At 60.8% G+C, this 22,373-nt stretch carries 22 protein-coding genes; 6 read left to right on the forward strand and 16 right to left on the reverse strand.

Annotation, left to right across the window (positions count from 1 at the left end; genetic code table 11):
* Window positions 1-1,404: a cytochrome ubiquinol oxidase subunit I gene (locus QAO71_RS14840; protein WP_036989102.1), complete on the reverse strand. Its 1,404-nt coding sequence runs from the start codon at window positions 1,402-1,404 to the stop codon at window positions 1-3.
* A 228-nt stretch (window positions 1,405-1,632) separates the two neighbouring features.
* Between QAO71_RS14840 and QAO71_RS14845 the strand changes: the two genes are divergently transcribed.
* Window positions 1,633-2,406: an outer membrane protein OmpK gene (locus tag QAO71_RS14845; RefSeq protein ID WP_280164776.1), complete on the forward strand. Its 774-nt coding sequence runs from the start codon at window positions 1,633-1,635 to the stop codon at window positions 2,404-2,406.
* A 27-nt stretch (window positions 2,407-2,433) separates the two neighbouring features.
* Here QAO71_RS14845 and QAO71_RS14850 read toward each other — a convergent pair whose 3' ends face one another.
* Complete coding sequence (locus QAO71_RS14850) at window positions 2,434-2,613, reverse strand: hypothetical protein (protein ID WP_036989100.1); 180 nt, start codon at window positions 2,611-2,613, stop codon at window positions 2,434-2,436.
* 101 nt (window positions 2,614-2,714) lie between these two features.
* Window positions 2,715-4,151 carry a YdgA family protein gene (locus tag QAO71_RS14855; protein WP_280164777.1) on the reverse strand — a complete coding sequence of 479 codons (1,437 nt, stop codon included), beginning with the start codon at window positions 4,149-4,151 and terminating at the stop codon, window positions 2,715-2,717.
* Between the two features lie 149 nt (window positions 4,152-4,300).
* Between QAO71_RS14855 and QAO71_RS14860 the strand changes: the two genes are divergently transcribed.
* Window positions 4,301-5,191, forward strand: coding sequence for a DMT family transporter (locus tag QAO71_RS14860; RefSeq protein WP_136868787.1), 891 nt, complete (start codon window positions 4,301-4,303; stop codon window positions 5,189-5,191).
* A 182-nt stretch (window positions 5,192-5,373) separates the two neighbouring features.
* Here the strand turns inward: QAO71_RS14860 and QAO71_RS14865 are convergent, their stop codons facing one another.
* A complete protein-coding gene (locus QAO71_RS14865; protein ID WP_280164778.1) occupies window positions 5,374-7,167 on the reverse strand; it encodes a thiamine pyrophosphate-requiring protein in 1,794 nt (597 codons plus the stop codon).
* A gap of 205 nt (window positions 7,168-7,372) precedes the next feature.
* Between QAO71_RS14865 and QAO71_RS14870 the strand changes: the two genes are divergently transcribed.
* Entirely contained in the window at window positions 7,373-8,227 is an 855-nt protein-coding gene (locus tag QAO71_RS14870) for a hypothetical protein (RefSeq protein WP_280164779.1), read from the forward strand.
* Between the two features lie 175 nt (window positions 8,228-8,402).
* On the opposite strand, the gene benD is transcribed toward QAO71_RS14870, so the two are convergent.
* The 7 genes from benD to QAO71_RS14905 all read right to left on the reverse strand — a co-directional run bounded on the left by benD (window position 8,403) and on the right by QAO71_RS14905 (window position 14,680).
* Window positions 8,403-9,182, reverse strand: a complete 780-nt coding sequence (gene benD / locus QAO71_RS14875) for a benzoate diol dehydrogenase BenD (RefSeq protein WP_036989093.1) — start codon at window positions 9,180-9,182, stop codon at window positions 8,403-8,405.
* The gene (gene benC / locus QAO71_RS14880; protein WP_280164780.1) at window positions 9,179-10,201 is read right to left on the reverse strand and encodes a benzoate 1,2-dioxygenase electron transfer component BenC; all 1,023 of its coding nucleotides are present in this window, start codon (window positions 10,199-10,201) and stop codon (window positions 9,179-9,181) included. Before benC ends, benD begins: the two co-directional genes overlap by 4 nt.
* A 32-nt stretch (window positions 10,202-10,233) precedes the next feature.
* Complete coding sequence (benB, locus tag QAO71_RS14885; RefSeq protein WP_074777468.1) at window positions 10,234-10,725, reverse strand: benzoate 1,2-dioxygenase small subunit; 492 nt, start codon at window positions 10,723-10,725, stop codon at window positions 10,234-10,236.
* Window positions 10,722-12,098 (reverse strand): Rieske 2Fe-2S domain-containing protein, encoded by a 1,377-nt coding sequence (locus tag QAO71_RS14890; RefSeq protein ID WP_136868784.1) that lies wholly within the window; start codon window positions 12,096-12,098, stop codon window positions 10,722-10,724. Before QAO71_RS14890 ends, benB begins: the two co-directional genes overlap by 4 nt.
* Window positions 12,099-12,205: 107 nt before the next feature.
* Entirely contained in the window at window positions 12,206-13,150 is a 945-nt protein-coding gene (gene catA / locus QAO71_RS14895; RefSeq protein WP_280164781.1) for a catechol 1,2-dioxygenase, read from the reverse strand.
* A gap of 106 nt (window positions 13,151-13,256) precedes the next feature.
* Window positions 13,257-13,547 (reverse strand): muconolactone Delta-isomerase, encoded by a 291-nt coding sequence (catC, locus tag QAO71_RS14900; protein WP_136868782.1) that lies wholly within the window; start codon window positions 13,545-13,547, stop codon window positions 13,257-13,259.
* A gap of 14 nt (window positions 13,548-13,561) precedes the next feature.
* A complete protein-coding gene (locus QAO71_RS14905) occupies window positions 13,562-14,680 on the reverse strand; it encodes a muconate/chloromuconate family cycloisomerase (protein ID WP_280164782.1) in 1,119 nt (372 codons plus the stop codon).
* 105 nt (window positions 14,681-14,785) lie between these two features.
* Between QAO71_RS14905 and QAO71_RS14910 the strand changes: the two genes are divergently transcribed.
* Both QAO71_RS14910 and QAO71_RS14915 read left to right on the forward strand, forming a co-directional pair.
* Window positions 14,786-15,688, forward strand: coding sequence for a LysR family transcriptional regulator (locus tag QAO71_RS14910; protein ID WP_280164783.1), 903 nt, complete (start codon window positions 14,786-14,788; stop codon window positions 15,686-15,688).
* 153 nt (window positions 15,689-15,841) lie between these two features.
* On the forward strand, window positions 15,842-16,627 hold the full coding sequence (locus tag QAO71_RS14915) for an alpha/beta fold hydrolase (protein WP_280164784.1): 786 nt from the start codon (window positions 15,842-15,844) through the stop codon (window positions 16,625-16,627).
* Window positions 16,628-16,768: 141 nt separating this feature from the next.
* Here QAO71_RS14915 and QAO71_RS14920 read toward each other — a convergent pair whose 3' ends face one another.
* The 5 genes from QAO71_RS14920 to QAO71_RS14940 all read right to left on the reverse strand — a co-directional run bounded on the left by QAO71_RS14920 (window position 16,769) and on the right by QAO71_RS14940 (window position 21,321).
* The gene (locus QAO71_RS14920; RefSeq protein WP_235818219.1) at window positions 16,769-17,035 is read right to left on the reverse strand and encodes a helix-turn-helix domain-containing protein; all 267 of its coding nucleotides are present in this window, start codon (window positions 17,033-17,035) and stop codon (window positions 16,769-16,771) included.
* Complete coding sequence (locus QAO71_RS14925; protein ID WP_280164785.1) at window positions 17,032-18,354, reverse strand: HipA domain-containing protein; 1,323 nt, start codon at window positions 18,352-18,354, stop codon at window positions 17,032-17,034. The genes QAO71_RS14920 and QAO71_RS14925 overlap by 4 nt, the downstream gene beginning before the upstream one ends.
* 160 nt (window positions 18,355-18,514) lie before the next feature.
* A complete protein-coding gene (pcaF, locus tag QAO71_RS14930; RefSeq protein WP_280164786.1) occupies window positions 18,515-19,717 on the reverse strand; it encodes a 3-oxoadipyl-CoA thiolase in 1,203 nt (400 codons plus the stop codon).
* A 13-nt stretch (window positions 19,718-19,730) separates the two neighbouring features.
* The gene (locus tag QAO71_RS14935) at window positions 19,731-20,504 is read right to left on the reverse strand and encodes a CoA-transferase subunit beta (RefSeq protein ID WP_036990144.1); all 774 of its coding nucleotides are present in this window, start codon (window positions 20,502-20,504) and stop codon (window positions 19,731-19,733) included.
* 1 nt (window position 20,505) lies between these two features.
* Window positions 20,506-21,321 (reverse strand): CoA-transferase, encoded by an 816-nt coding sequence (locus QAO71_RS14940; protein ID WP_280164787.1) that lies wholly within the window; start codon window positions 21,319-21,321, stop codon window positions 20,506-20,508.
* A 145-nt stretch (window positions 21,322-21,466) separates the two neighbouring features.
* Between QAO71_RS14940 and QAO71_RS14945 the strand changes: the two genes are divergently transcribed.
* Window positions 21,467-22,297 (forward strand): IclR family transcriptional regulator C-terminal domain-containing protein, encoded by an 831-nt coding sequence (locus tag QAO71_RS14945; RefSeq protein WP_074777445.1) that lies wholly within the window; start codon window positions 21,467-21,469, stop codon window positions 22,295-22,297.
* The last annotated feature ends 76 nt before the right edge of the window (window positions 22,298-22,373 follow it).

The raw sequence follows: 22,373 nt of genomic DNA on the forward strand, positions 1-22,373 counted from the left end.
TCAGCGCCCTCCTTCTTCGATACCGACGTGAGACGCCGACAGCGGCCGCTTCGGACGCTCGATGTCGTGTACCTCCTCGTCATCCTGGTCGATACTTTCCAGACCGGCGCGCAATACCAGCATCAGGTAGTACAGACCGGCGCTGAAGATCGCCGCATAGACCGCGATGTAGCCCAACAGGGTGAAGAGCACCATTCCACCGGTCAGCGATGGTGTCAGCCCTTCCGCATGACTCATCTGCCCATATACCACCCAGGGGAAGCGACCTACCTCCGTGACGATCCAGCCACACAGCACCGCAGCGAAGGGCGCGAAGGTCATCAGCCGCATGGCGTTGAGAAACTGCGGTTGCCGCCAGTAGCGCCCTCCGGCGCGTAGAAACAGTCCGGCGAGCGCGCAGCCGATCATCAGCAAGCCGATACCCACCATGATGCGGAACGCCCAGAACACGATCCACACCGGCGGCCGCTCCTCCGGCGCCACTTCCTTGAGCCCCGGCACCTCACCGTCCAGATCATGAGTGAGGATCAAACTACCCAGTTTCGGCAAGCCGATCTCGAAGTGATTGGTCTCGTTCTCCTGATCGGGAATGGCAAACAACAGCAGCGGCATGCCGCGCGTGGTCTCCCAGTTGCCCTCGATCGCCGCCACCTTGGTGGGTTGGTGTTCAAGGGTATTCAAACCGTGATAGTCACCGACCACTGCCTGGGTCGGCGCCAGGAACAGGATCAGCCACAGGCACATGGACAATGCCCGGCGGTTGGCCTCCACCTCACGCCCCACCAGCAAGTACCAGGCGCTGACGCCCGCCACCACGAATGAGCCGGTCAGGAACGACGCCAGCACCATATGCGTGAAGCGGTACGGGAAGGACGGATTGAAGATGGCTTCGCGCCAGCTGCCGACCACGAACATGCCATCGGTCAGCTCGGTGCCGACCGGTGTATGCATCCAGCTATTGGCCGCCAGAATCCAGAAGGTGGAAATAATCGTACCCAATGCCACCATACAGGCGGCGAACAGGTGCACCCCCGGCGGCACCTTGTTGCGCCCGAACAGCAGTACCCCAAGAAAAGCCGCTTCCAGGAAGAATGCGGTCACCACCTCGTAGCTGAGCATGGGTCCGATGAAGTTGGCCGCCGCATAGGAAAAATTGCTCCAGTTGGTGCCGAACTGGAAGGACATGACGATACCCGACACCACCCCCATGGCGAAGGCCACCGCGAATACCTGAATCCAGAACCGCGACAGCCGCGTGTATAACGGATTGCCGGTCTTGAATGCCAAGGCTTCAAGAAAGGCGATAAAGGTCGCCAGACCGATGGTGAACACGGGAAAAATCGCATGAAAACAGACAACGAAAGCAAATTGCAGGCGAGATAGCAGCAGCGGATCGAGTTCCATCTGTGCAACTCCTTGGACTGGAGAAAGAAAACCGGCGGCACCGATATCCACAGGGGTAACAGGCAACACGATACCATCAGGCGGATCACGCGGCGTGCGACATAATGTCTGTGACAGGCAATGGCCCAAGGTGTTCCAGAGATCCGCGCTCGGCATTGCGATGCCGTTTGGCTTTTTCGGCAAAGGCTTTAATATGCGCGCTTCTCAACCCAGTAGTCGGAATCCACAATGCACAAACCGATCATCGGCATCGCGGCCACCACCCTGGCGCTCGCCAGCAGCCTTGCCGCCGCTTCCCCCTTGCAATGGCAAGACAACAGCCTGACCTACCTGTACGGCAATGATCTCGAGGTCGACCCCAAGACCCAGCAAGCAGTCACCTTCGAGCATGCCAGCGGCTGGAGTTTTGGCGACCTGTTCCTGTTCGTCGACAGCATTCATTACAACGGGGCCAAGGATGCCAATGGCAACAACAGCACCTGGTATGGGGAAGTCGCACCGCGCCTGTCATTCGGCAAGCTGAGTGGACAACAGCTCGCATTCGGCCCGATCACCGATGTACTGCTGGCTGGTACTTACGAGCGTGGCCGTGGCGACATCAAGAACTACCTGCTCGGACCCGGCTTTGACCTGGACCTGCCCGGCTTCGACTACTTCCAGCTCAATACCTACTACCGTCACTCCGATACGCCGGACGGCGTGCGGGGCGCCTGGCAGGTGACCCCGGTCTGGGCGGTGACCCTGCCGGTCGGCAAGTCGGATATCCTGATCGATGGCTACATCGACTGGATCGTCGATAACGATGGGGATGGCAAGCACGCCAACCTGCATTTCAATCCACAGGTCAAATATGATCTGGGCAAGGCGCTGGGCTGGAAGGCCAAACAGCTGTATACCGGCATCGAGTACAGCTACTGGAAAGACAAGTACGGTATCAAGAATACCGCAGCTTTCGATACCAACCAGAACGTCACCAACCTGCTGGTCAAGGTGCACTTCTGATCAGTTGATAGCGCCGGTGTCGCCTGTTCAGCTCAGCGACACCGCCTCCAGAATGCGTGTCCCTATTGTCACCAGCAACACGGCAGAGCCAAACAGCATCAGCCCCACCCCCCAACCCTTGTCGCGAAAGCTGAACCCGGTGCCCAGCAACAGAAAGCCGATCACCAACAGGCCCAGCATGAGGTGAAGTTCATCAGTAGGGGTCATTGCAACTCTCTTCGATGGTCGCCTGCGGACTGCCTGTCGCAGGCTGGACCGAACATGTTACTTGCCCGCCATGACACTGCCAAGGCGGGCAATACCGGGCGTTATTTCAATGCTTCCAGACTGGTGTCCGGTGACAGCATCGCCAGCATCCCGATGAAGTCTTCAAGGGGAATACTCTGGCCGTTGAGGTCGATGAGACCGTCGGCATAACGCAGGTTGGACAGAATGTTGTCACCCTCGAGCGTACCCAGCTGCATCATCTCCGCCATGCCTGCGGCCATCTCCGCCAACATCAACGCCTCCTGCTCCACCGCAGCCGCGTCCGCGTCCGGCTGGAACAGCGCCTTGTAACGCACCATATCACTCAGCATCGGTTTGGACAGCGTCAGATTGGCGTCCAGGCCACCAATCAACTGCTGCGCCAGCATGGCCGGCGGCAGATCGAAGGACGCCGGCTGGCTCAGATCCACCCCCAGGGTGAAGCGGCTTTCGCCATTGGCCGTCCGGATCGACAGGTTATCCAGCGCCACCCTCGGTTTGCGCTCCAGCAACTGCTGCATCGCCGTGGTGAACTGCTCCTCCAGCGCCTGCGGATCATTCGGCTCAAGGCCCATGCTCAGGGTGTTGTACATGCCGGCGAGCACGGCGGTCGCCGCCGGGTCGAGCCGGCTGAGACTCCAGTCCATGCGCACTGAACCCAACGACTGACCACCGTAGCTGACCGCACCCACCTGGTAGTTGAGCGCGCCCTTTACTCCCTCGGTGCCCAGCGTGGTGCTGTCGGTCTGTACGATATCCTGCAGTACCATCACGGGTCCGTCGGCGACCTCCATGGCCAGGCTGTCCAGGGTCAGGCGACCATCACCCAGATACAGGCCGTATTCGCCCTCGCGGCGGCGATCCAATTCGAACTCACCACCCACCATGTCGATCTGGGCCAGCCCCTGGATCTTCAGCGAGTCGACCCGACCGGTCATCACCACCTTGCTGCCCTGGGTATCGGTAGCAAAATCCGCATCCAGACCGGAGAACGTCAGCTCGGTGCCATCCTCATTAACCACCATCGGTGCTATACGGATATCGCCGGTAATGTCGTTGCGGTAACCGATGCTGCTATTGACCATCACCGGGGCCTGGGCGCGGCTGGCGGCGAACAACCCGGCGAGTGCATCGCTGGGCTCCAGTTCGGCATGACTGACCGCCATCACCGGCATCCAACGCAGCGAAGCCAGTCGCGACAGCGGCAGGGGGCCGTGCTCGATCCGATCCTTGATGAACAGCTCGACCGGCAGCTCGGCGCTGTCAGTCGCCGGCAGAGCCAGGCGATAACGCGCTTCGCTGGAGAGGATGCCACGCTTGAATTCAACCAGCTCAAGGGCCATATCGCTACCCGGAAACTGCGCCGCCAGTTGCTCGTTGCCCTTGCGGACAGAGTCCTGCAGAACCGCCTCCAACCGCGTGCCCGTATACCAGGCCCCGGCGCTCCCTGCGCCCACCAACAACGCCAGCGTGCCCGCTGCTATCCCTGCCTTGTTCATCGTGTTGTCCTTGCATGTGAATGGTATTGATTCGCCGCTGCGGCGAACCGCACAAATCTGCCACAGCCCTCGGCAGATTGCACTCCTTTCCCGAAGCTGGCTATCATCCTTCGCCGCCCTGGCCCAAGGGCTGTTGCCCAAGGAAATCCATGTTCTATCTCATCGCCGTCACCCTGTTGTGGGCCATCTCGTTCAGCCTGATCGGCGCGTACCTGGCCGGGCAGGTCGACAGTTACTTCTCGGTACTGACTCGCATCGTCTTGGCCGGGGCGCTGTTCCTGCCGCTGCTGCGTCCGTGGCGGTTGCCCCGCGGCGCGGCTCCCGGCCTGCTCGCCGTGGGCGCACTGCAGTTCGGCCTGACCTATATCTGCCTGTATCTGTCCTTCGAGTTGCTCACGGTACCCGAGGTGCTGCTGTTCACTATCTTCACGCCGCTGTATGTGGCGCTGGTGGACAATGCCTTGCGGCGGCGTTTCAGCGTCGGCCCGGTGGTCGCCACACTGATCGCCGTCGTGGGTGCGGGCATCATTCGTTATGACGGGATCAGCGATGATTATGTGAAAGGCTTTCTATTATTGCAGCTGGCTAACCTTGCCTTCGCCCTGGGCCAGGTGGGATACGCCCATCTGGTGCATCACTTCCAGATGGACCGCCGCCAGCAGTGGCACGGTTTCGGCTTCTTCTTCATCGGCGCCCTGCTGCTGGCGCTACCGGCCTGGCTGTTGCTCGGCGATCACCAGCAGCTGCCGCAGACGTGGCTGCACTGGAGCGTACTTGGCTGGCTGGGGCTGATCGCGTCCGGGCTGGGGTTCTTCTTCTGGAATCGCGGCGCCACCCAGGTGGATGCCGGCACCCTGGGCATCATGAATAACGCTTTGATTCCCGCCGGGCTGGTAGTCAATCTGGTGATCTGGAATCAGCAAGCCGACCTGCCGCGCCTGCTGCTGGGCGGCGCGGTGATCGGCCTGTCGTTGTGGGTGAACCTGCGCTGGGACAGGTGGTTGGGACGGGTCAGAAAATCAGCATCAGCAGACCGATGATGACCAGCAGACCAACCAGAAAGATGATACTTGCAGTGCTGGCGAGAAACTTGAGCATAGAGAACTCCGTATTCGAGGTATGTCATTTTTCGACCCGGACGGTGGCCTGACAGTTCAGGCAAAAGCTCGCTTTCGGCATCTCCCGCGAGGGCGAAGAGTTCACTGGTAACCCTGGAGCCGGTTCAGTCCTTTGCTTTACCGGGCAACATACGGCTCAATACCTGCTTGGCCGACTGCTTGATGATGCCCTGTTGATCAGGGTCGCCCTGCAGCAATGTCTGGGCATAGGCCTTGGCCTGCTCCAGCTTGATGTGCGGCGGCAGCGGCGGCACATCCGGGTCGGTCTTGAATTCGATGACGACCGGCCGGTCAGCCATCAACGCCTCTTCCCAGGCTGCGGCCACGGCGTCTTCGCGGTCAACATAAATACCTTTCAGGCCGATGGATTCGGCGAAGCGGTGATAGGGCACGTTGGGGATATTCTGCGACGCCTCGAACTTCGGATCGCCTTGCATGGCCCGCTGCTCCCAGGTCACCTGGTTGAGGTCCTCGTTGTTGAACACCGCGCAGATCCACTGGCCGTTGCCCCATTCCCGCCAGTATTTGGCAACCGTGATCAGCTCGGCCATGTTGTTCATCTGCATCGCCCCGTCGCCGACCAGCGCCACCACCGGCCGGTCCGGATGGGCGAACTTGGCAGCAATGGCGTAGGGCACCGCCGCGCCCATGGACGCCAACCCGCCGGACAGCGAGCACAGCATATCGCGGCGAATCTTCAGGTCCCGCGCATACCAGTTGGCGCAGGAGCCGGAATCGCAAGTGATTACTGCCCGGTCCGGCAGCCGTGGCGACAACTCAAACACTACCCGTTGCGGATTGATCGGGTCTGCGGCGACCATGGCGCGGGCTTCCAGGGTCTTTTCCCAATCCTCGCGCCAGGCCTCGACCTTGCGGCGCCAGCTACGGTCGGCCTTGTCGGTGAGCAGCGGCAACAACAGCCTTAACGTCTCGGCGGCATCGCCCTGCAGGCTGACCTCCATCGGATAGCGCAGGCTGAGCATGTCGGCCTTGATATCGATCTGTACGCCCCGCGCCTGGCCTTCTTTGGGCAGAAATTCGGAATAGGGAAAGCCCGAGCCAATCATCAGCAAGGTGTCGCACTCGGTCATCAGCTTATAACTGGGCTCGGTTCCCAGCAGGCCGATGGAGCCGGTCACCCACGGCAGCTCATCGGGCAGCACCGCCTTGCCAAGCAGGGCCTTGGCCGCCCCGGCGCCCAGCTTCTCCGCTACCTGGATCACCTCATCCGTGGCCCCGAGCGCGCCGGCACCAACCAGAATGGCGACCTTGCGCCCGGCATTCAGCGCTTCGGCCGCCAGCTCCAGATCCTCCTGGTAGGGCACCACCTTGGGCCGGCTGTAACCGATGCCCGAGTGCACCATGCCGTGGGCATGGGCCGGTTCGCTGTATGCCTCGTCCTGCAGATCATTGGGCAGGATGATGGTCGCCACCCGGCGCTCACCGTAGGCCGTGCGAATGGCCCGGTCCACCAGATGCCGCACCTGTGCCGGCGCGCTGGCCTGCTGCACGAAGGCGCCGGACACATCCTTGAACATGGCCGTCAGATCCAGCTCCTGCTGATAGTGACTGCCCAGACTGGTCCGCGCCTGCTGCCCGACGATTGCCAGCACCGGCATGTGATCGAGGCGCGCATCGTACAGACCGGTGATCAGGTGCGAGGCGCCCGGCCCCGAGGTGGCCAGGCAGACACCCAGGCCGCCGCTGAACTTGGCATCGGCCGAGGCCATGAAGGCAGCCATTTCCTCATGCCGGGCCTGGATGAAACGGATCTTGCCATTGGCCCGGTTCAGCGCCCCCATGACGCCATTGATACCATCGCCCGGATAACCGTAGATGCGCCGCACGCCCCAGTCGTACAGGCGCTCAACGAAATAGTCACTGACTGTAGTACCCATGGAATCACCTCCTCGGCTCGACCGTATCCGCCCCGGATCGCAGCCCGGGGCCAGGCGCTGCTGAGACTGTGACCGGACGCTGCGGGCCAGGGTTCAGGTGAATTTTTCCTGATCGACCTGCATTTATCGCAGTGATGAGATTGCTTCCGCCGCCTTAAAACCGGATGCTCGGGTTATACAGCCATACGACGGATTCACCTGCGCCATGACCGAACAAGACAAGACAACATCACCCCTGAGCTTCAGCTTCTCGCCCCGCTATACCGATCTGGATACCTGGCGGCACGTGAACAACTCCCGTATCTATCAATTGCACCTCGAAGCCCGCGTGCTCGCCCACGTCAGCCGTTTCGGCCAGGACGCCTGGTTTTCCGATGACGTACGCCTGCGGCCGCTGCGCACCATCACCGATTACCGCCAGGTCAGCTGGTACGGCCGCGATATCAATGCCTGGATCAGCGTGACCGATTGCGACGATGACAGTTTCCGCCTGCGCTGCGAGCTGTATCAGGATGGAGCACTGGTGGGAACTCAGGAATCGGTAATGGCCGCTTTCGAGAATGGCCATCGGATCGCCCTGCCCGAGGACATTCGTACCGTCATGGCGGCTGCCAGCAATGGTAGCGCCGGCCCGCTGGCACCAGCGGACTACCGCGACCACCTGCAACATGCGCACAACTTCGCCATTCGCCAGCAACTTACGCCGCGCTATGCCGATGTGGACGCGGACAGCCAGCGCAGCGAGTCGGCGCTGGCGCTGTATATGGAGCAGGCCCGCTCGACCGGCGTGCGGCAGCTGGACTTTGACGGGCTGGGGGTATTGGTGGCGTCGGTGGATGTCAGCTTCGAGCATTACCAGGCCGGCTGGACGCCGCTGGAACTGGCCGCCGGCATCAGCCGTATCGGCAACAGCTCTTTCCTGTTTACCAGCTGCGCCCTGCACAAGGATGCGGTGCAGGTCAGTGCGCGCAGCGTGATGGTGGTGATCGATCCCGCCACCAACCGGCCAGTGCCGATTTCACCGGCGCTGCGGGAGCAGTTGGAGGCGTGGTCGATTTGAGATAACAGGGAGCAGGCTTGTGGGTGCGGCCTGCTCGCCCCCTGGGATTGTCGAGCACCAGCTCGACAGCTTTCCCATCAGACAACACCGATGCCATCGCCAGCAAGGTACGAGCTGATGCTCGAATCTCGCAGGCGCCTGGCGCCAGTACCCAGCTTGATCGGCCGACCGCTGGTCAGCCCTGATCCCCACCTGCCACCGGCAGAATGGTGCCTGTGATATAGCTGGCCGCATCCGATGCCAGAAACAGGATCGGCTCGGCCTGCTCGTCCAGCGTACCGTAGCGGTGCATGAAGCTGCTGTCGTTGGTCTGCGCGATCAGCGTCTGGTACCAGCCTTGCTCCCGCTCGCCCTGCGCCTCGGTATTGCGCGGCGTCAGTCGCGGTGGCGCCTCGGTGCCGCCCGGGGCGGTGGCATTGACGCGGATGCCCTGCTCGGCATATTCGAACGCCAGGTTCACCGTCAGCCCGTTCACGCCGGCTTTCGCCGCACCATAGGGCACGCGCATCAGCCCGCGGGTGGCCACCGATGATACGTTGACGATGGCACCTTGCTGCTGCGCCACCATATACGGCAGCACCGCACGACAGCACCACAAGGTTGGAAACAGCGAGCGCTGGATTTCCTTCTGGATCTGTTCGGGCTGGTAATGCTCGAAGGGCTGGGCCCAGATGGTGCCGCCGACGTTGTTGATCAATACATCGATCCGCCCATATTCCTGATGGGCCCGCGCCATGACACTCTCGGCTCCTTCCCAGGTTTCCAGGTCGGCCTGCAATGCCAGCGCCTCAATCCCCCGGTCACGCAGCTCGCCGGCCACGCCCTGCACGTAATCGGCAATGTCCACCAGTACCAGCCGGGCGCCCTCCGCGCCGGCCAGTTCGGCAACCCGCTTGCCGATGCCCTGGGCGGCGCCGGTGATTACCAGCACCTTGCCGGTGAAGCGGGCGCTCATGCGACCTCCTGCGCCGCTACGCTGGGCGTGAAGCGTTCGTAATGGAAGGAGTTCGGCTCGATGTTCTGCTCGCGGAAGTAACCCAGCACCGCATCGACCATCGCCGGTGGCCCGCACAGGTAAACGTCGACATCGCCGCCATTGAGCGGCGCACCGTCCATATGGTTGGTCACGTAACCCTTGTTTGGATGGCTGCTGTCCGGGCTGGAGACCACAGTAGTAAAGGTGAAGCCGTCAATGGCCTCGGCAAACGCCTGCAATGCCGGCACACACACCAGGTCTTCATCACTGGTCACACCATAGATAAGATGGACCGGCTGGCTGCTGCCATTGGCCTTGAGCTGTTCGAGCATGGACAGGAACGGCGCCAGACCGGTACCACCAGCCAGCATCACCACCGGACGCTCCACCGCGCGCAGATAGAAGATCCCCATGGGGCCGGCCAGCTTGACCTGATCGCCGGTTTTCGCGCTGCCCACCAGCCAGGTGCTCATCAGGCCACCCGGTACGTTGCGGATCAGAAAGCTCAGTTCCCGGCTGCCGGGGGCGGAGCTGAAGGAATAGGCGCGGGTTTCGCTGCCGCCGGGCACCTGGATATTCACGTACTGGCCGGGCAAGAAGACGATATCGGTATCAGCGGTGACCTTCAGCTCGATGCTGGTGGGTGAAATCAGATTCACCTCGGACACCGTGCCAGTGGTTTCCATGATGCTGGTCTTGCACAGGGTGGAAGCCGCCGGGATATTCACCACGCAATCGCTGGAGGGCACCATCTGGCAGGTCAGGATCAGCCCCTGCTCGGCTTCGTCCTCGGTCAGCGCTTCCTCGATATACTCCTCGCCCAGGTCATATACGCCCTGCTGGCAGCTGCCCTTGCAGGTGCCGCAGACACCATCGGAACAGTCCATCGGCAGGTTGATCTGGTTGCGGTAAGCCGCATCCAGCACGGTTTCACCCTCGTTGCAGCTGATGAAACGGGTGACGCCATCTTCGAAATTGAGTGCGATGTTGTAGCTCATGTCGGTTACTCCTGATCGGCGCGTCCGATCAATCACAGGTGATAGATATCAATCACCTGATTGATGTAATCGTTGTTCAGAATGACCTTCTTCTCGGTGATCACCGGTTGCTCGCCGGTGACATCCAGGGTGCAGAAGGCGGTACCGAAGAACATCTGGGTGGTGTGGTAGCGATGGCTGTTGGTCTGCCAGTTGAAGCGCAGCTTCACCTGGCCGTCAGTCTGCTCCAGAATTTCCAGATTGGTCCGCAAGTGCGTGACGCGGGGCTCCGGCATGGAAGTGGCACCCGAGCGCTCGGTCTTGATCCGATAGACACGATCTTCCAAGCCCTTGCGGCTGGGGTAATAGATCAGCGACAGCTCGGTCTGCGGGTTCTCGGTGAGGGTGTCCTCATCATCCCAGCAGGGCATCCAGTACACCGCTTCCTCGTGGTAGCAAGTCAGCCACTCATCCCACTGGCGATCATCCAGCAGGCGCGCTTCGCGGTTGATGAAGGCCTGGATCTGTTCGAAGGTCATGCTCATGCCGAAGTCTCCTGTGCGGTAAGGGCAACGAAACGGGCGCGCTCGGTCTCGACGGCACGCAACATTTCCTCGACCCAATGCTGGTGATGCGTCACGTACAAGCCTTCATCCTCGGGCTTGGCGCCGCTGAGCGTGGGCTGGAGATCGATGCGCTGGGCACCTTCGTCCGCGCCTTCGATCCAGTGCGCCGCGCCGCGGCTCATGTCGTTCCACTTCAGGCCTTCGGCGTTGTAACCCTGCTGGCAGGCACGGAACTCTTCCAGATCATCCGGTGTACCCATACCGCTGACGTTGAAGAAGTCCTCGTACTGGCGGATACGCTTGGCACGCTCGTCCGCCGGCTCGTTCTTCGGTGCCCAGCAATAGATGGTGATCTCGGTCTTGTTCAGCGAAATCGGGCGCAGCACGCGAATCTGGGTGGAGAACTGGTCCATCAGGTACAGGTTCGGGTAGATGCACAGGTTCTTGGTGGTGTTGACGATGACATCGGCACGCGCCTCGCCCACCTTCCCCTGCAGACGCTCCAGATGCTTGTACACCGGGCGCACCTGGGGATTGGTCAGGCGGGTCCAGAGCATCATGTGACCGTTCTCGAAGGAATAGAAACCGCCTTCACTGGACCAGCTCTTGGCGTCCACCGCCTCGGTGCCGCCCTTCTCATAGTCACGCTGGCCCATGGTCGACAGGTAGTTCCAGTGCACGGTGCCAACGTGATAACCATCGGCGCCGTTCTCGGCAGTCAGCTTCCAGTTGCCTTCGTAGGTGTAGGTCGAGGTGCCACGCAGCACTTCCAGACCGTCTTCGGCCTGATCGACGATGTTGTCGATAACCTTGGTGGTCTCGCCCAGATACTCGGCCAGCGGCAGCACGTCCGAACTCAGACTGCCGAACAGAAAGCCCCGGTAGTTCTCGAAGCGCGGCAGGCGCTTGAGGTCATGGGAGCCATCGGTATTGAAGCTCTCCGGGTAGCCGCCTTTTTTCTGGTCGCGGGCCTTGAGCAACTTGCCGTCATTCTTGAAAGTCCAGCCATGGAAGGGGCAGGTGAACGAGGCCTTGTTACCGCGCTTCTTGCGGCACAGGGTGGCGCCGCGATGCGAGCAGGTATTGAGCAGCGCCTGCAGCTCGCCTTCCTTGGTGCGGGTGATGACCACCGGCTGACGACCCAGGGTCAGGGTAAAATAGTCACCGGGGTTTTCCACCTGGCTCTCGTGGCCGAGGAATACCCAGTTGCCTTCGAAGATGTATTTCATCTCCAGGTCGAACAGCTGCTGGTCGGTAAAGATGCTGCGATCGCAACGGTAATTGCCGTTGGCTGGATCGACTTCCACCGCGCCGCGAATTTTTTTCTCGAGTTGGTCGAGTTGACGAGTCATGTGCGTAACTCCCTCATGCTTTTATTGGTCGCCAGCATCGGGGTACAGGCCCCCGGACCAGCCCGTTACCGGGCTGGTCGATATCTGCTTGCTGGCGCTGGGGTGGTTCAGGCTACCGCGGCATCTTCCAGAGCGCGCTTGCGCTCATGGCGGGCTTGCAGCTCGGCCTTGTCGGTGGAGACCAGTTGGAAATTGAATTCCACTTCGGTGATCGGCCCGCTGACACCATGCTTTTCGCCGTCGGCGGAATGCTCGACTGCGCGTGCCTCGACCACCAGCTCGTCGCGGGTCGCGAAGGCGAAGTCGTCATAGGTGAACTCATCGCCGGCCAGGTTGATCTGGGTGGTCAGGTGCTTGTGACCGGGCGCCGAGATGAAGAAATGGATATGCGCCGGCCGCTGGCCATGGCGACCCAGCTGGTTCAGCAGCGCCTGGGTCGAGCCCTCGGGCGGGCAGCCATAGCCAGACGGAATGATCGAGCGGGCAACATAGCGGCCATGCTCGTCGGTGCTGATCCGGCGACGCAGGTTGTAATCGCTCTGCGACTTGTCGAAGTAGGAGTAGTTACCCTTGGAGTCGGCATGCCAGATGTCGACGATGGCATTGGCCAGGGGCTTGCCATCCTCATCGGTCACCTGACCTTTGATTAGCATGGGCTCAGCTGTCTCGTCTGTGCCATCGTCCATGCGGGCAAAGCCGTCCGCCAGCGGTGCACCGGCGACATACAGCGGGCCTTCGATGGTGCGCGGCGTACCGCCGGCCAGGCCAGCTGCTTCGTCCTCGGCATCCATACGGATATCCAGGTACTTGTCCATACCCAGGCCAGGCGCCAGCAGCGAAGCTTCGCCATTCTTGCCCAGCTCGCCGACGTAGTAGACGGCACTCCAGAACTCTTCCGGGGTGACATCGAAATCTTCAATCAGTTGGAATACGTCGCTCATGAAGCGATGCACGATCTTCTTCACTCGCTCATTACCGGCCTCGACGTGGAAGCCGGCAACCTTGTTCAGCAGTTCTTGTACTTCGGCAGTGTGGGTGGTTTTGATTGTCATGGTTATGTCCTCATATTTATTCTTATTGCCTGATCACAGCTTGGGCGTTGGCAATGTTGTTCAATGGCGCCTGCTTGCCTGACGGCGCCTGTTTCACAGCTTCCTGTCAGCGATCATCCTCGTGGATCGACGACGGGTGGCGGCACAGGGGCGCCACGCTGATGTCCATATAGGGGAACAACGGCAGGCCACTGATCAGATCCTGAAGTTCAGCGTTGTCCTGCACATCGAAAATACTGACGTTGGCGTAGCTACCGGCCACGCGCCACAAATGGCGCCACTTGCCCTGGCGCTGCAGATCCTGGGCGTAGGCCTTTTCCCGCGCCTTGATTTCATTGGCCACTTCCGCCGGCATGTCGTGGGGAATGTTGACCTTCATCTCGACCTTGAACAGCATGTTCTTCTCCTCGGTTATTTGCGGCGGTATTCGGCCAGCTTGTCTTCGTCGATCTCGACGCCCAGTCCCGGACCGCGGGGCAGATCCACGCCGTTGTCATGGAAATTCAACGGCTGAACCACAATGTCATCCTTCATCAACAGCGGGCCGAACATCTCGCTGCCCCAGTGCAGGGTGTCCAGCGTCGACCAGGCATGCAGCGACGCTGCCGTACCGATGGTGCCTTCGAGCAGGGTGCCGCCGTACAGGCCGATACCGGCTGCCTTGGCCACTGCGGCCTGCTCCAGCACCCGCAGCGGGCCACCGGCCTTGGCGATCTTCATCGCCACCGCACCGCTGAAACCTTCCGCGGCCAGCTTGTACATGTCAGTGGCGTCGGCCACGGCTTCGTCGGCCAGAATCGGGATGTGGAATTTGGCGGACAGGCGGGCCAGGGCAGCGAAATCCTTCATCGGCGTCGGCTGCTCGACCAGATCTATACCGGCTGCCTGCAGCTCGGCCATGCCCCTAGCGGCGGTAGCTTCGTCCCAGGCCTGGTTCACATCCACCCGGACACTGGCTTCATCGCCGACGGCAGCCTTGATCGCTGCCACATGGCGTACGTCATCCATTACCGGGCGCGAACCAATCTTCAACTTGAAGTCGCAGTGGCGCTTGGCGGCCATCAGGGTTCTGGCTTCATCGATGTCCCGGGCGGTATCGCCACTGGCCAGAGTCCAGAGCACCGGAATGTGCTGATGAATCGCGCCACCCAACAGCTCGGATACGGGCCGGTTCAGACGCTTGCCGAGCAGGTCCAGCAGGGCGGTCTCGATCGCCGACTTGGCCAGATTGTTGCCGCGGCTGGAGCGATCCAGCATTACCCGTAGGGTATTGATGTTATCCGCTGGCTGATTGATCAGCTGTGGCTTGAAATAGGTGTCGATGGTAAGTTTGACGCTCTCGGGGCTTTCCGGGCCGTAGGCCAGACCGCCGATAGTGGTTGCCTCGCCCAACCCTTCGAGGCCGTCCGAGTCCTTGATGCGCACGATTACCATGGTCTGTACACCCATGGTGGTCATTGAAAGCTTGTGCGGCCGGATGGTCGGAATGTCGACCAGAACGGCTTCAAGGGACTGAATGGTGGCGGGCATGTGTACTCCGAATGCGAGACAAAAGGACTGTGAGTCGAACAGTACGAAGTTTCAGCTATGCCAACCAATATTGAATAAGTAGGCAGCAATACCCTGGAGGTATGGATGGAACTCAGACACCTGCGTTATTTCGTCGCAGTGGCAGAACAGCGCAATTTCACCCGCGCCGCGGAAAAGTTGTTCATCGCCCAGCCCCCCCTGACTAGAGCCATCAAGCAGCTCGAAGAAGAGATCGGCGTGGAGTTATTCATCCGCAAGGCCAGGGGGCTGGAGCTGACATCGGGCGGCGCCTACTTCCTCGCCCATGCCCAACAGATTCTGGACAAGGTCGAGACGACCATCGCTGATACCCGTCGGATTGCCTCCCATCGCAAGACTATATTCTCCATCGGCTTCGTACCGTCGGTGTTCTATGGTCAGCTGCCGCTGATGGTCCGCCGCCTGCGGCAGAACAAGAATCTGGAAATTGTCCTGCACGAGCTGAAGACTCGGGAACAGGTCGATGCCTTGAAGGCGGGCAAGATCGATATCGGCTTTGGCCGCATCAGCATCGAAGATGCTGAAGTGGATCAGGAAAAATTGTTCGACGAGCCGCTGATCGCCGCCTTACCCGTATCCCACCCGCTGACGGCCCGCCCCCCGACTATGAAGGAACTGGCGGAGATGAACATGATCGTCTTCCCTTCCAGTACCGGCCCCAACTTCGCCGATCTGGTGCACGGCCTGTTCCGGCGGCGTGGCCTCAAGGTCAATGTCATCCAACAGGTCAACGATCTGCAGACCGCCCTATCGCTGGTGGCCTCGGATATGGGGTTCACCTTGGTACCAGAACAGGTACGTCGCCTGCAGCGAGAAGATGTGGAATACATGCCGCTGGCTGATGACAACATCACCGTCCCGGTCATCGCCTCCCGTCGTCACGGAGAAAACCCCAACGCCATCATGCGATTGACCAATACCATTCTGGCGGAACTGGTGGAAAACCGGCTCACGGGCCGCTATCCCTGAGGAGACGTCGCCGCGCTAACGAGAGTTCGACTTTCGGCGGACAATGGTCGGCTGCACTTGACGGAGCAAATCATCTGACCGCAAGATGTTCGCATTAAAAACTTTAGTTCGTAATTCGAACATCATATCCATCAACCGGACAGGATATTCACCATGACATTCTGCGCTCACCAAGGCCGCACCATCAGCTACCGCCTGCTCGGCCAGCCCGAGAGCCCTCTGCTGGTCCTCGCCCATCCGCTGGGCATGACCCAGGGCATCTGGGACGACATGCTCCCCGAACTGCTCGGCCGCTTTCGTGTTCTCACCTGGGATTTGCCCGGCCACGGTGCCAGCAGCGCCTGGCCGGATGATCGCGATGCCATCGAAGCCGAAGACCTGGCCCAGGAAGCACTGATGCTGGCGGGCCTGGCCGGTGCCGAGCAGTTCCACTTTGCCGGCACCTCCATTGGCGGCGTGATCGGCCAACAACTGCTGAGCCAGCACGCTGACAAGCTACTGTCCGCCACCCTGACCAATACCGGCCCGGTCATCGGCACGCCCGACGCCTGGCGCCAGCGCGCTGACATGATCATGGAAAAAGGCCTGCAAACCATGGCGCCGGATCTGGTCCCACGCTGGTTCGGCCCGAAGATCTGCAATGAGCAGCCAGCGCTGGTCCCGGGTTGGTGCATACAGCTGGGCCGCACCGACAACCGCAGCTACGCCCTGCTATGCCTGATGCTCGGCCGCTGCAACTACAGCGAAGCCTTCAGCAATGTGCAGGTACCGCTGCAGATCATTGCCGGCAGCGACGACATCGCCACCCCGCCGGCATCATTGCAGGCACTGGCCAAGGCATTGGGTGCGGCGGAGCCGGTGGTGTTGGAGGGGGTTGGGCATGTGCCGGCGGTGGAGAGTCCGCGGCAGATAGTGGAGCTGTTCAAGAAGGTGATTTAAAAGTCTGGAGTTTGTCTTTCTGGTACCACATAAATACAGGGCACATGGCCCTGTATTTATGTGGCTTATCAATTATCCAGCAGCTCAAAATCGACACTCATTGGTTCGCTGCCAAAGTGCTTCAGGTAACGCACCCGCCCATTATTTTCGCCGCAACGGCACCACACCCATCTGCATACCAAAGGCCCGTAACACACTGTTGACGGTCTCCAGCGTCGGATTGCCGCTATCCTGCTCCAACTGCCGCAGGGTGCGCAGGGAAATATTGCACATGCGGGCGAAATCCGCCTGGGTGAGCCCTGTAATGCGAGTGCGTAGCTGACGGACGGTTTCGCCGAGACTGATGCTGCCTTCGTCGAGCTGGCGCCAGATATCATCGAACACCTCTGCACGACTCTGCTCTTTCATATCAACCCCCATTTCTGCAAGGTTGCCGGCAAGCGCCTGAGTGGTATCAACGGAGCGTTCCAGGTTTCTTCGGGTAGATGTAGAGAACTGAGTAGGTCGGGCAAGGCCAGCAACGCTGCGGCATCCTCTCGCAAACCCTCAAATAGCTCATCGCCATCAACCCATCGCCCCAGCTGTTGGCAGGCTCTGCGCCAATCCACCTGATTAAGCTGCTCGATACCATCCGGCCACCGCGTTGTTCTCACCACACCAGCGGGGTCCATTACCATGGGTGCGATGTCATACATGGGGGCCAGGCTGATGCTGTCCGCCTCTCGTTGCACAGCAAGGTTGCGCCCATGATTGTCAGTATTGCCGAGTACCTGATTAATCAGATCGCGCCGCAGATACTCACGCAGCATGCCGGGTATACCCTCCTGCTGCCCCGCTGCCACCCACACCTCGACCAGACGCTCGGCCACAGCAACATGGTCCATTCGGCTACCCGGCCGAGTTACACCGCACAGTGAGTAGATGGATTCAACGGCAAGACGCTTGACGGTTTCACCCTCAACTTGCCGATCAAAACGGGGCATCCACAGGCTGGGACGGTTCGCTTCTTCGTAGGCCAGTCCATCGCTTGCGATGGTGTTGAACCCCAGTGCCCCCAGTGCTCGGTAATAGCAATATTCGCTGAACAGGATATTGCGATCCGTCGCGGCCGCCGGATGCCGTGGAAACTTGACGAACCAGTGGTGCCGGGCCTGTTCGTCGGGTAACGACGCATCCGGATACAGGGCACCGCTTACATCTTCTGCCAGCAGCAGTTTGGGCGCTTCACCGCCGGCACCCGAAGCTCCACCCACGGCAGCGCCATGGTCATAGGCATGATCAAGAAACAGGGTGTCGCGGCGAATGACTTCAGCCCGGGAGAACCCGATCAGCGGACTGGATGACAGGCGCTCAACACCTTCCAGGATGCGCAGATGACCGATAGGTGCGGTTGTGCATTGCTGTAGCAGGAAGAAATCTTCTCCCGCACCGAGAGGTACGGACATGCGAGCGAGGATATGCCGTCGGGCTGCGCCAGCGGGGATGATGTCATGCAGAAATGCGGGAGCGATACCGCGGTGGATATCCCATGACAGGGGGTACCCTGCACTTACCGATGGTTGGAGGACAGAATCCAGCGCGTGCAGATGCTCAACGAGATAATGGCTGAAATATTCTGTTGAACAGACGCTGGCCAGTCCCTGCTCCGGCTGGTCGAAACGGATGACCATCGCGTCCTGCCAGCGACCGTCGAGATGGGTTTGTAGTGTTACCCTGTTCGAATCCATGACCTGCCTCCGGAAATCCTGATAGGTATTATAATACCTAAAATCAGGTCTTGGACAAGCAGAAACGGCATTTTAATGCCTTTAATCATACATGGCAGCCAATCATAGGCATTAAAATGCCGACAGCGGAGCCCCTTGTGGGGGCCCGCTATCGACTGGATTACGCCCGTTCGATCAGCATCGCAATCCCCTGCCCCACACCCACGCACATGGTGCAGATAGCATAACGCCCACCGGTGCGTTGCAGCTGGAATGCAGCCGTCATCAGCAACCGCGCGCCGGACATGCCCAGCGGATGGCCCAGGGCGATGGCGCCGCCGTTGGGGTTGACCCGTGGGTCGTCGTCGGCGATGCCCAGCTCGCGCATGACCGCCAGGCCTTGAGCGGCGAAGGCTTCGTTAAGTTCGATAACGTCGATGTCGTCGATCTTCAGGCCGTGCTTGTCCAGCAACTTACGGGTCGCCGGGACCGGACCAATGCCCATGATGCGCGGCTCGACACCGGCGGTGGCCATGCCGAGGATCTTCGCCACCGGCTTGAGGCCATAGGACTGCACCGCAGCTTCGCTGGCCACCAGCATAGCGGCAGCGCCATCGTTGACGCCGGAGGCGTTGCCGGCAGTGACCGTGCCGTTATCCCGGAAGGGCGCGGGCAGTGCGGCCAGCTTGTCCAGCGTAGAGGCGCGCGGATGCTCGTCGGTGTCAAAGCTCAGCGGCTCCTGCTTGCGGCGCGGGATGCTGACCGGCACGATTTCCTCGGCGAAGATGCCATCGGCCTGGGCGCGGGCGGTCTTTTCCTGGGAGCGCAGGGCGAACAGGTCCTGGTCGGCGCGGGAAACCCCGAACTGCTCAGCGACGTTTTCTGCGGTTTCCGGCATGGAGTCGATGCCGTGCTGCTTTTTCATCAGCGGATTGACGAAGCGCCAGCCAATGGTGGTGTCTTCGATCTTCTGGCCGCGGCCAAAGGCGCTGTCCGCCTTGCCCATGACATAGGGCGCGCGGGACATCGACTCGACGCCGCCGGCCAGCACCAGATCCATTTCCCCGGCGCGGATGGCGCGGAACGCGGTGCCTACCGCATCCATGCCCGAGCCGCACAGGCGGTTCAGTGTGGTGCCCGGTACGCTGGTCGGCAATCCGGCCAGCAACGCGGACATGCGGGCGACGTTGCGGTTGTCTTCACCGGCCTGGTTGGCACAGCCCATGATGACTTCATCGATGGCCTGCGGGTCCAGCTCGGGCGCCTGCTCCAGCACGGCACGGAAGATCTGTGCTGCCAGATCGTCGGGGCGCACGCTAGCCAGGGTGCCGCCGAAGCGACCGATGGCCGAACGGCGGGGGTGACAAATATAGATGTTGCTCATGACAGTCCTCGATTTATTGACCGGCGTGGTGCGCCGCGGTACGCGCTTTCAGGTCCCGCAGCACGGTCAGCTCCTGCTCGCTGGGCGGCGGGGTGCTTTCCAGACTATCGGCGAAACGAATCTCCCAGCCGGTGGCCTCGATCACCTGCTCGCGGGTCACGCCCGGATGCAGGGAAGTGACGACCAGCTCCTTGTCCTGCGGATCGGGCCGAAGGATGCACAGATCGGTGATCACCACGGTCGGGCCACGGCCAATGTTTGGCACGTTATCCCGCGCCTTGCCATCGCGGCCAAAGCCGACAGTGGTGATGAAGTCTATGTCCTTCACGAAGGTACGCTTGGAATGCTTGACGGTGATGAACACCTCTTTGGCATTGGTGGCGATTTCCGGGGCGCCGCCACCGCCGGGCAGGCGTACCTTGGGATCACGGTAATCGCCGATCAAGGTGGTGTTCAGGTTGGCATAACGATCGATCTGCGCGGTGCCGAGAAAGCCGACGCTGACGTGCCCGCCCTGCAGCCAGTAGCGGAACATCTCGGGTACCGAGACGGTGGTCAGTGCCGATGAGCACAGCTCGCCATCACCAATGGACAACGGCAGCACGTCGGGCTTGGTCTGCAAGGTGCCGGACTCGTAGATCAGAGTGATATCCGGCGCATGGGTCAGACGCGCCAGGTTCGCTGCCTCACTGGGCAGGCCGATACCGACGAAGCAGGTCATGTCGTTGTTCAGTGCGCGCGCCGCAGTGACGCTCATCATTTCCGAGGAGGTAAATTCGCTAGTCATCTCAAGCCGCTCCATTCTCGAATACGTTGTCTTTCAGCCAGGCCTGGAACAGCTCGCGATCACGGCCGATGGCATCCCAATCTTTGTAGAAAGCGTTATCGCGATCGTAGTAGCCCAGCGCATAGGAAGGCGCAGCGCCCTTTTCCGCTACGGCGATGGCGCTGATAGCCCAGGACGGAATGACACAGGCGTTTACCGAAGCGCCCAGGTCGTCCACAACTTCCTCAACGGTGACGATGCTGTGCTTGGCTGCCAGCACCGCTTCTTTCTGCACGCCGACAATACCTTCCACCAGCACGTTGCCCTTGCGGTCAGCACGTTGGGCGTGAATGACCGTCACATCCGGCCGGATCGACGGGATCGCCGCCAGACGCTCACCGGTAAAGGGGCACTCGATGAACTTGATCTGATCGTTGACCTTGGGCAGATCACTGCCGATGTACCCGCGCAATACCGCCAGCGGGAGCCCGGCGGCGCCAGCCTCGTAAGCATTGGCCATGGCCGCGTGGCTATGCTCGACCAACTCGAGAGCGCACGGCCAGCTCTGTTGGACGGCATCGCGCAAGCGATGTAGCGAGCCTACACCCGGATTGCCGCCCCAGGAGAAGATCAGTTTGCTGGCACAGCCGGCACCGATCATCTGGTCGTACACCAGATCCGGAGTCATGCGGATCAGGGTCAGCTCGCGTCTTTGCTGACGGATGATTTCATGGCCCGCGGCGAAGGGAATCAGGTGGGTGAAGCCTTCCATCGCGACGGTATCCCCGTCGTGGATATGCTTTTTCACCGCGTCCTGGAGAGAGAGGAATTCAGCCATTACATATCTCCACTAAGATTAATTGGGCAAGTTCGTATGGCGAACTTTTGTTTTGTATGCGAACATCATGGCGCAACTACTTTCCTTCCGTCAATACCAGCTTTGGGCTTAATCGAAATACGCGCTGATGTTCGCCATGCGAACAATGCTAAGATCGCCTCTGTCATGCATCTCAGGGAGAACGGCTCTGGACAATAAACTTCAACCCGGTGATCGGGATTACGTCGCTGCGTTGGCGTCGGGATTACAGATACTCAGCGCCTTCGATGCCGAGCATCCACGCATGACCCTCACCGAGATGGCCACCCGCACCGATATGGACCGGGCCAAGGCCCGGCGCTTTCTGCTGACCCTGGAAGCCCTGGGTTACGTCAGGCGCAGCGCTCGAGATTTCGAGTTGACCCCCCGGGTTCTGGAGCTGGGGCATGCCTTCCAGGCGTCCAACCAGTACCGCGCCGTCATCCAGCACTACCTACAGGACATCACCGCCGAAATCGGCGAGTCGTCCTCGCTCAGCGTGCTGGATGGGGTCGATGTGGTGTATGTGGTGCGTTCGGCAGCACCGCACCGGTTGATGGCAATCAGCCTGTCGGTCGGTACACGACTACCCGCTGCCTATACGTCCATGGGCCGGGTATTGCTCGCGCAACTGCCGGAGGCGAAGCTTGATAGCCTGTTGCAGCAGGTGAAATTGCGCGCCCACACGCCCCATTCGCTGGTCGACATGGATGCGCTGCGCGCGGAGATAGCGCAGGTCAGGGAGCGAGGTTATTCCCTGGTCGACCAGGAACTGGACCTGGGCTTGCGCTCGGTGGCGACGCCGGTGTTCGCCAGCAATGGTGATTTGCTCGGCGCCATCAATATCAGTACCAATGCCGCACGGGTACCCCTTGAGGTGTTGCTGGATGATTATCTGCCGCGCCTGCGCCGCCTGGCCGATACCGTGCAGAAAACTGTGCGTTCTGCGACAGGCTAGTGTCGGTTTCACGCGCGGCCAAGCTGGGTGTACTGCTGGGCTCGGTGGCCGCTGCTGCATAGGGGATGATCTGGGG

The organism is Halopseudomonas sp. SMJS2 (assembly GCF_029866945.1).
Lineage (GTDB): Bacteria > Pseudomonadota > Gammaproteobacteria > Pseudomonadales > Pseudomonadaceae > Halopseudomonas > Halopseudomonas bauzanensis.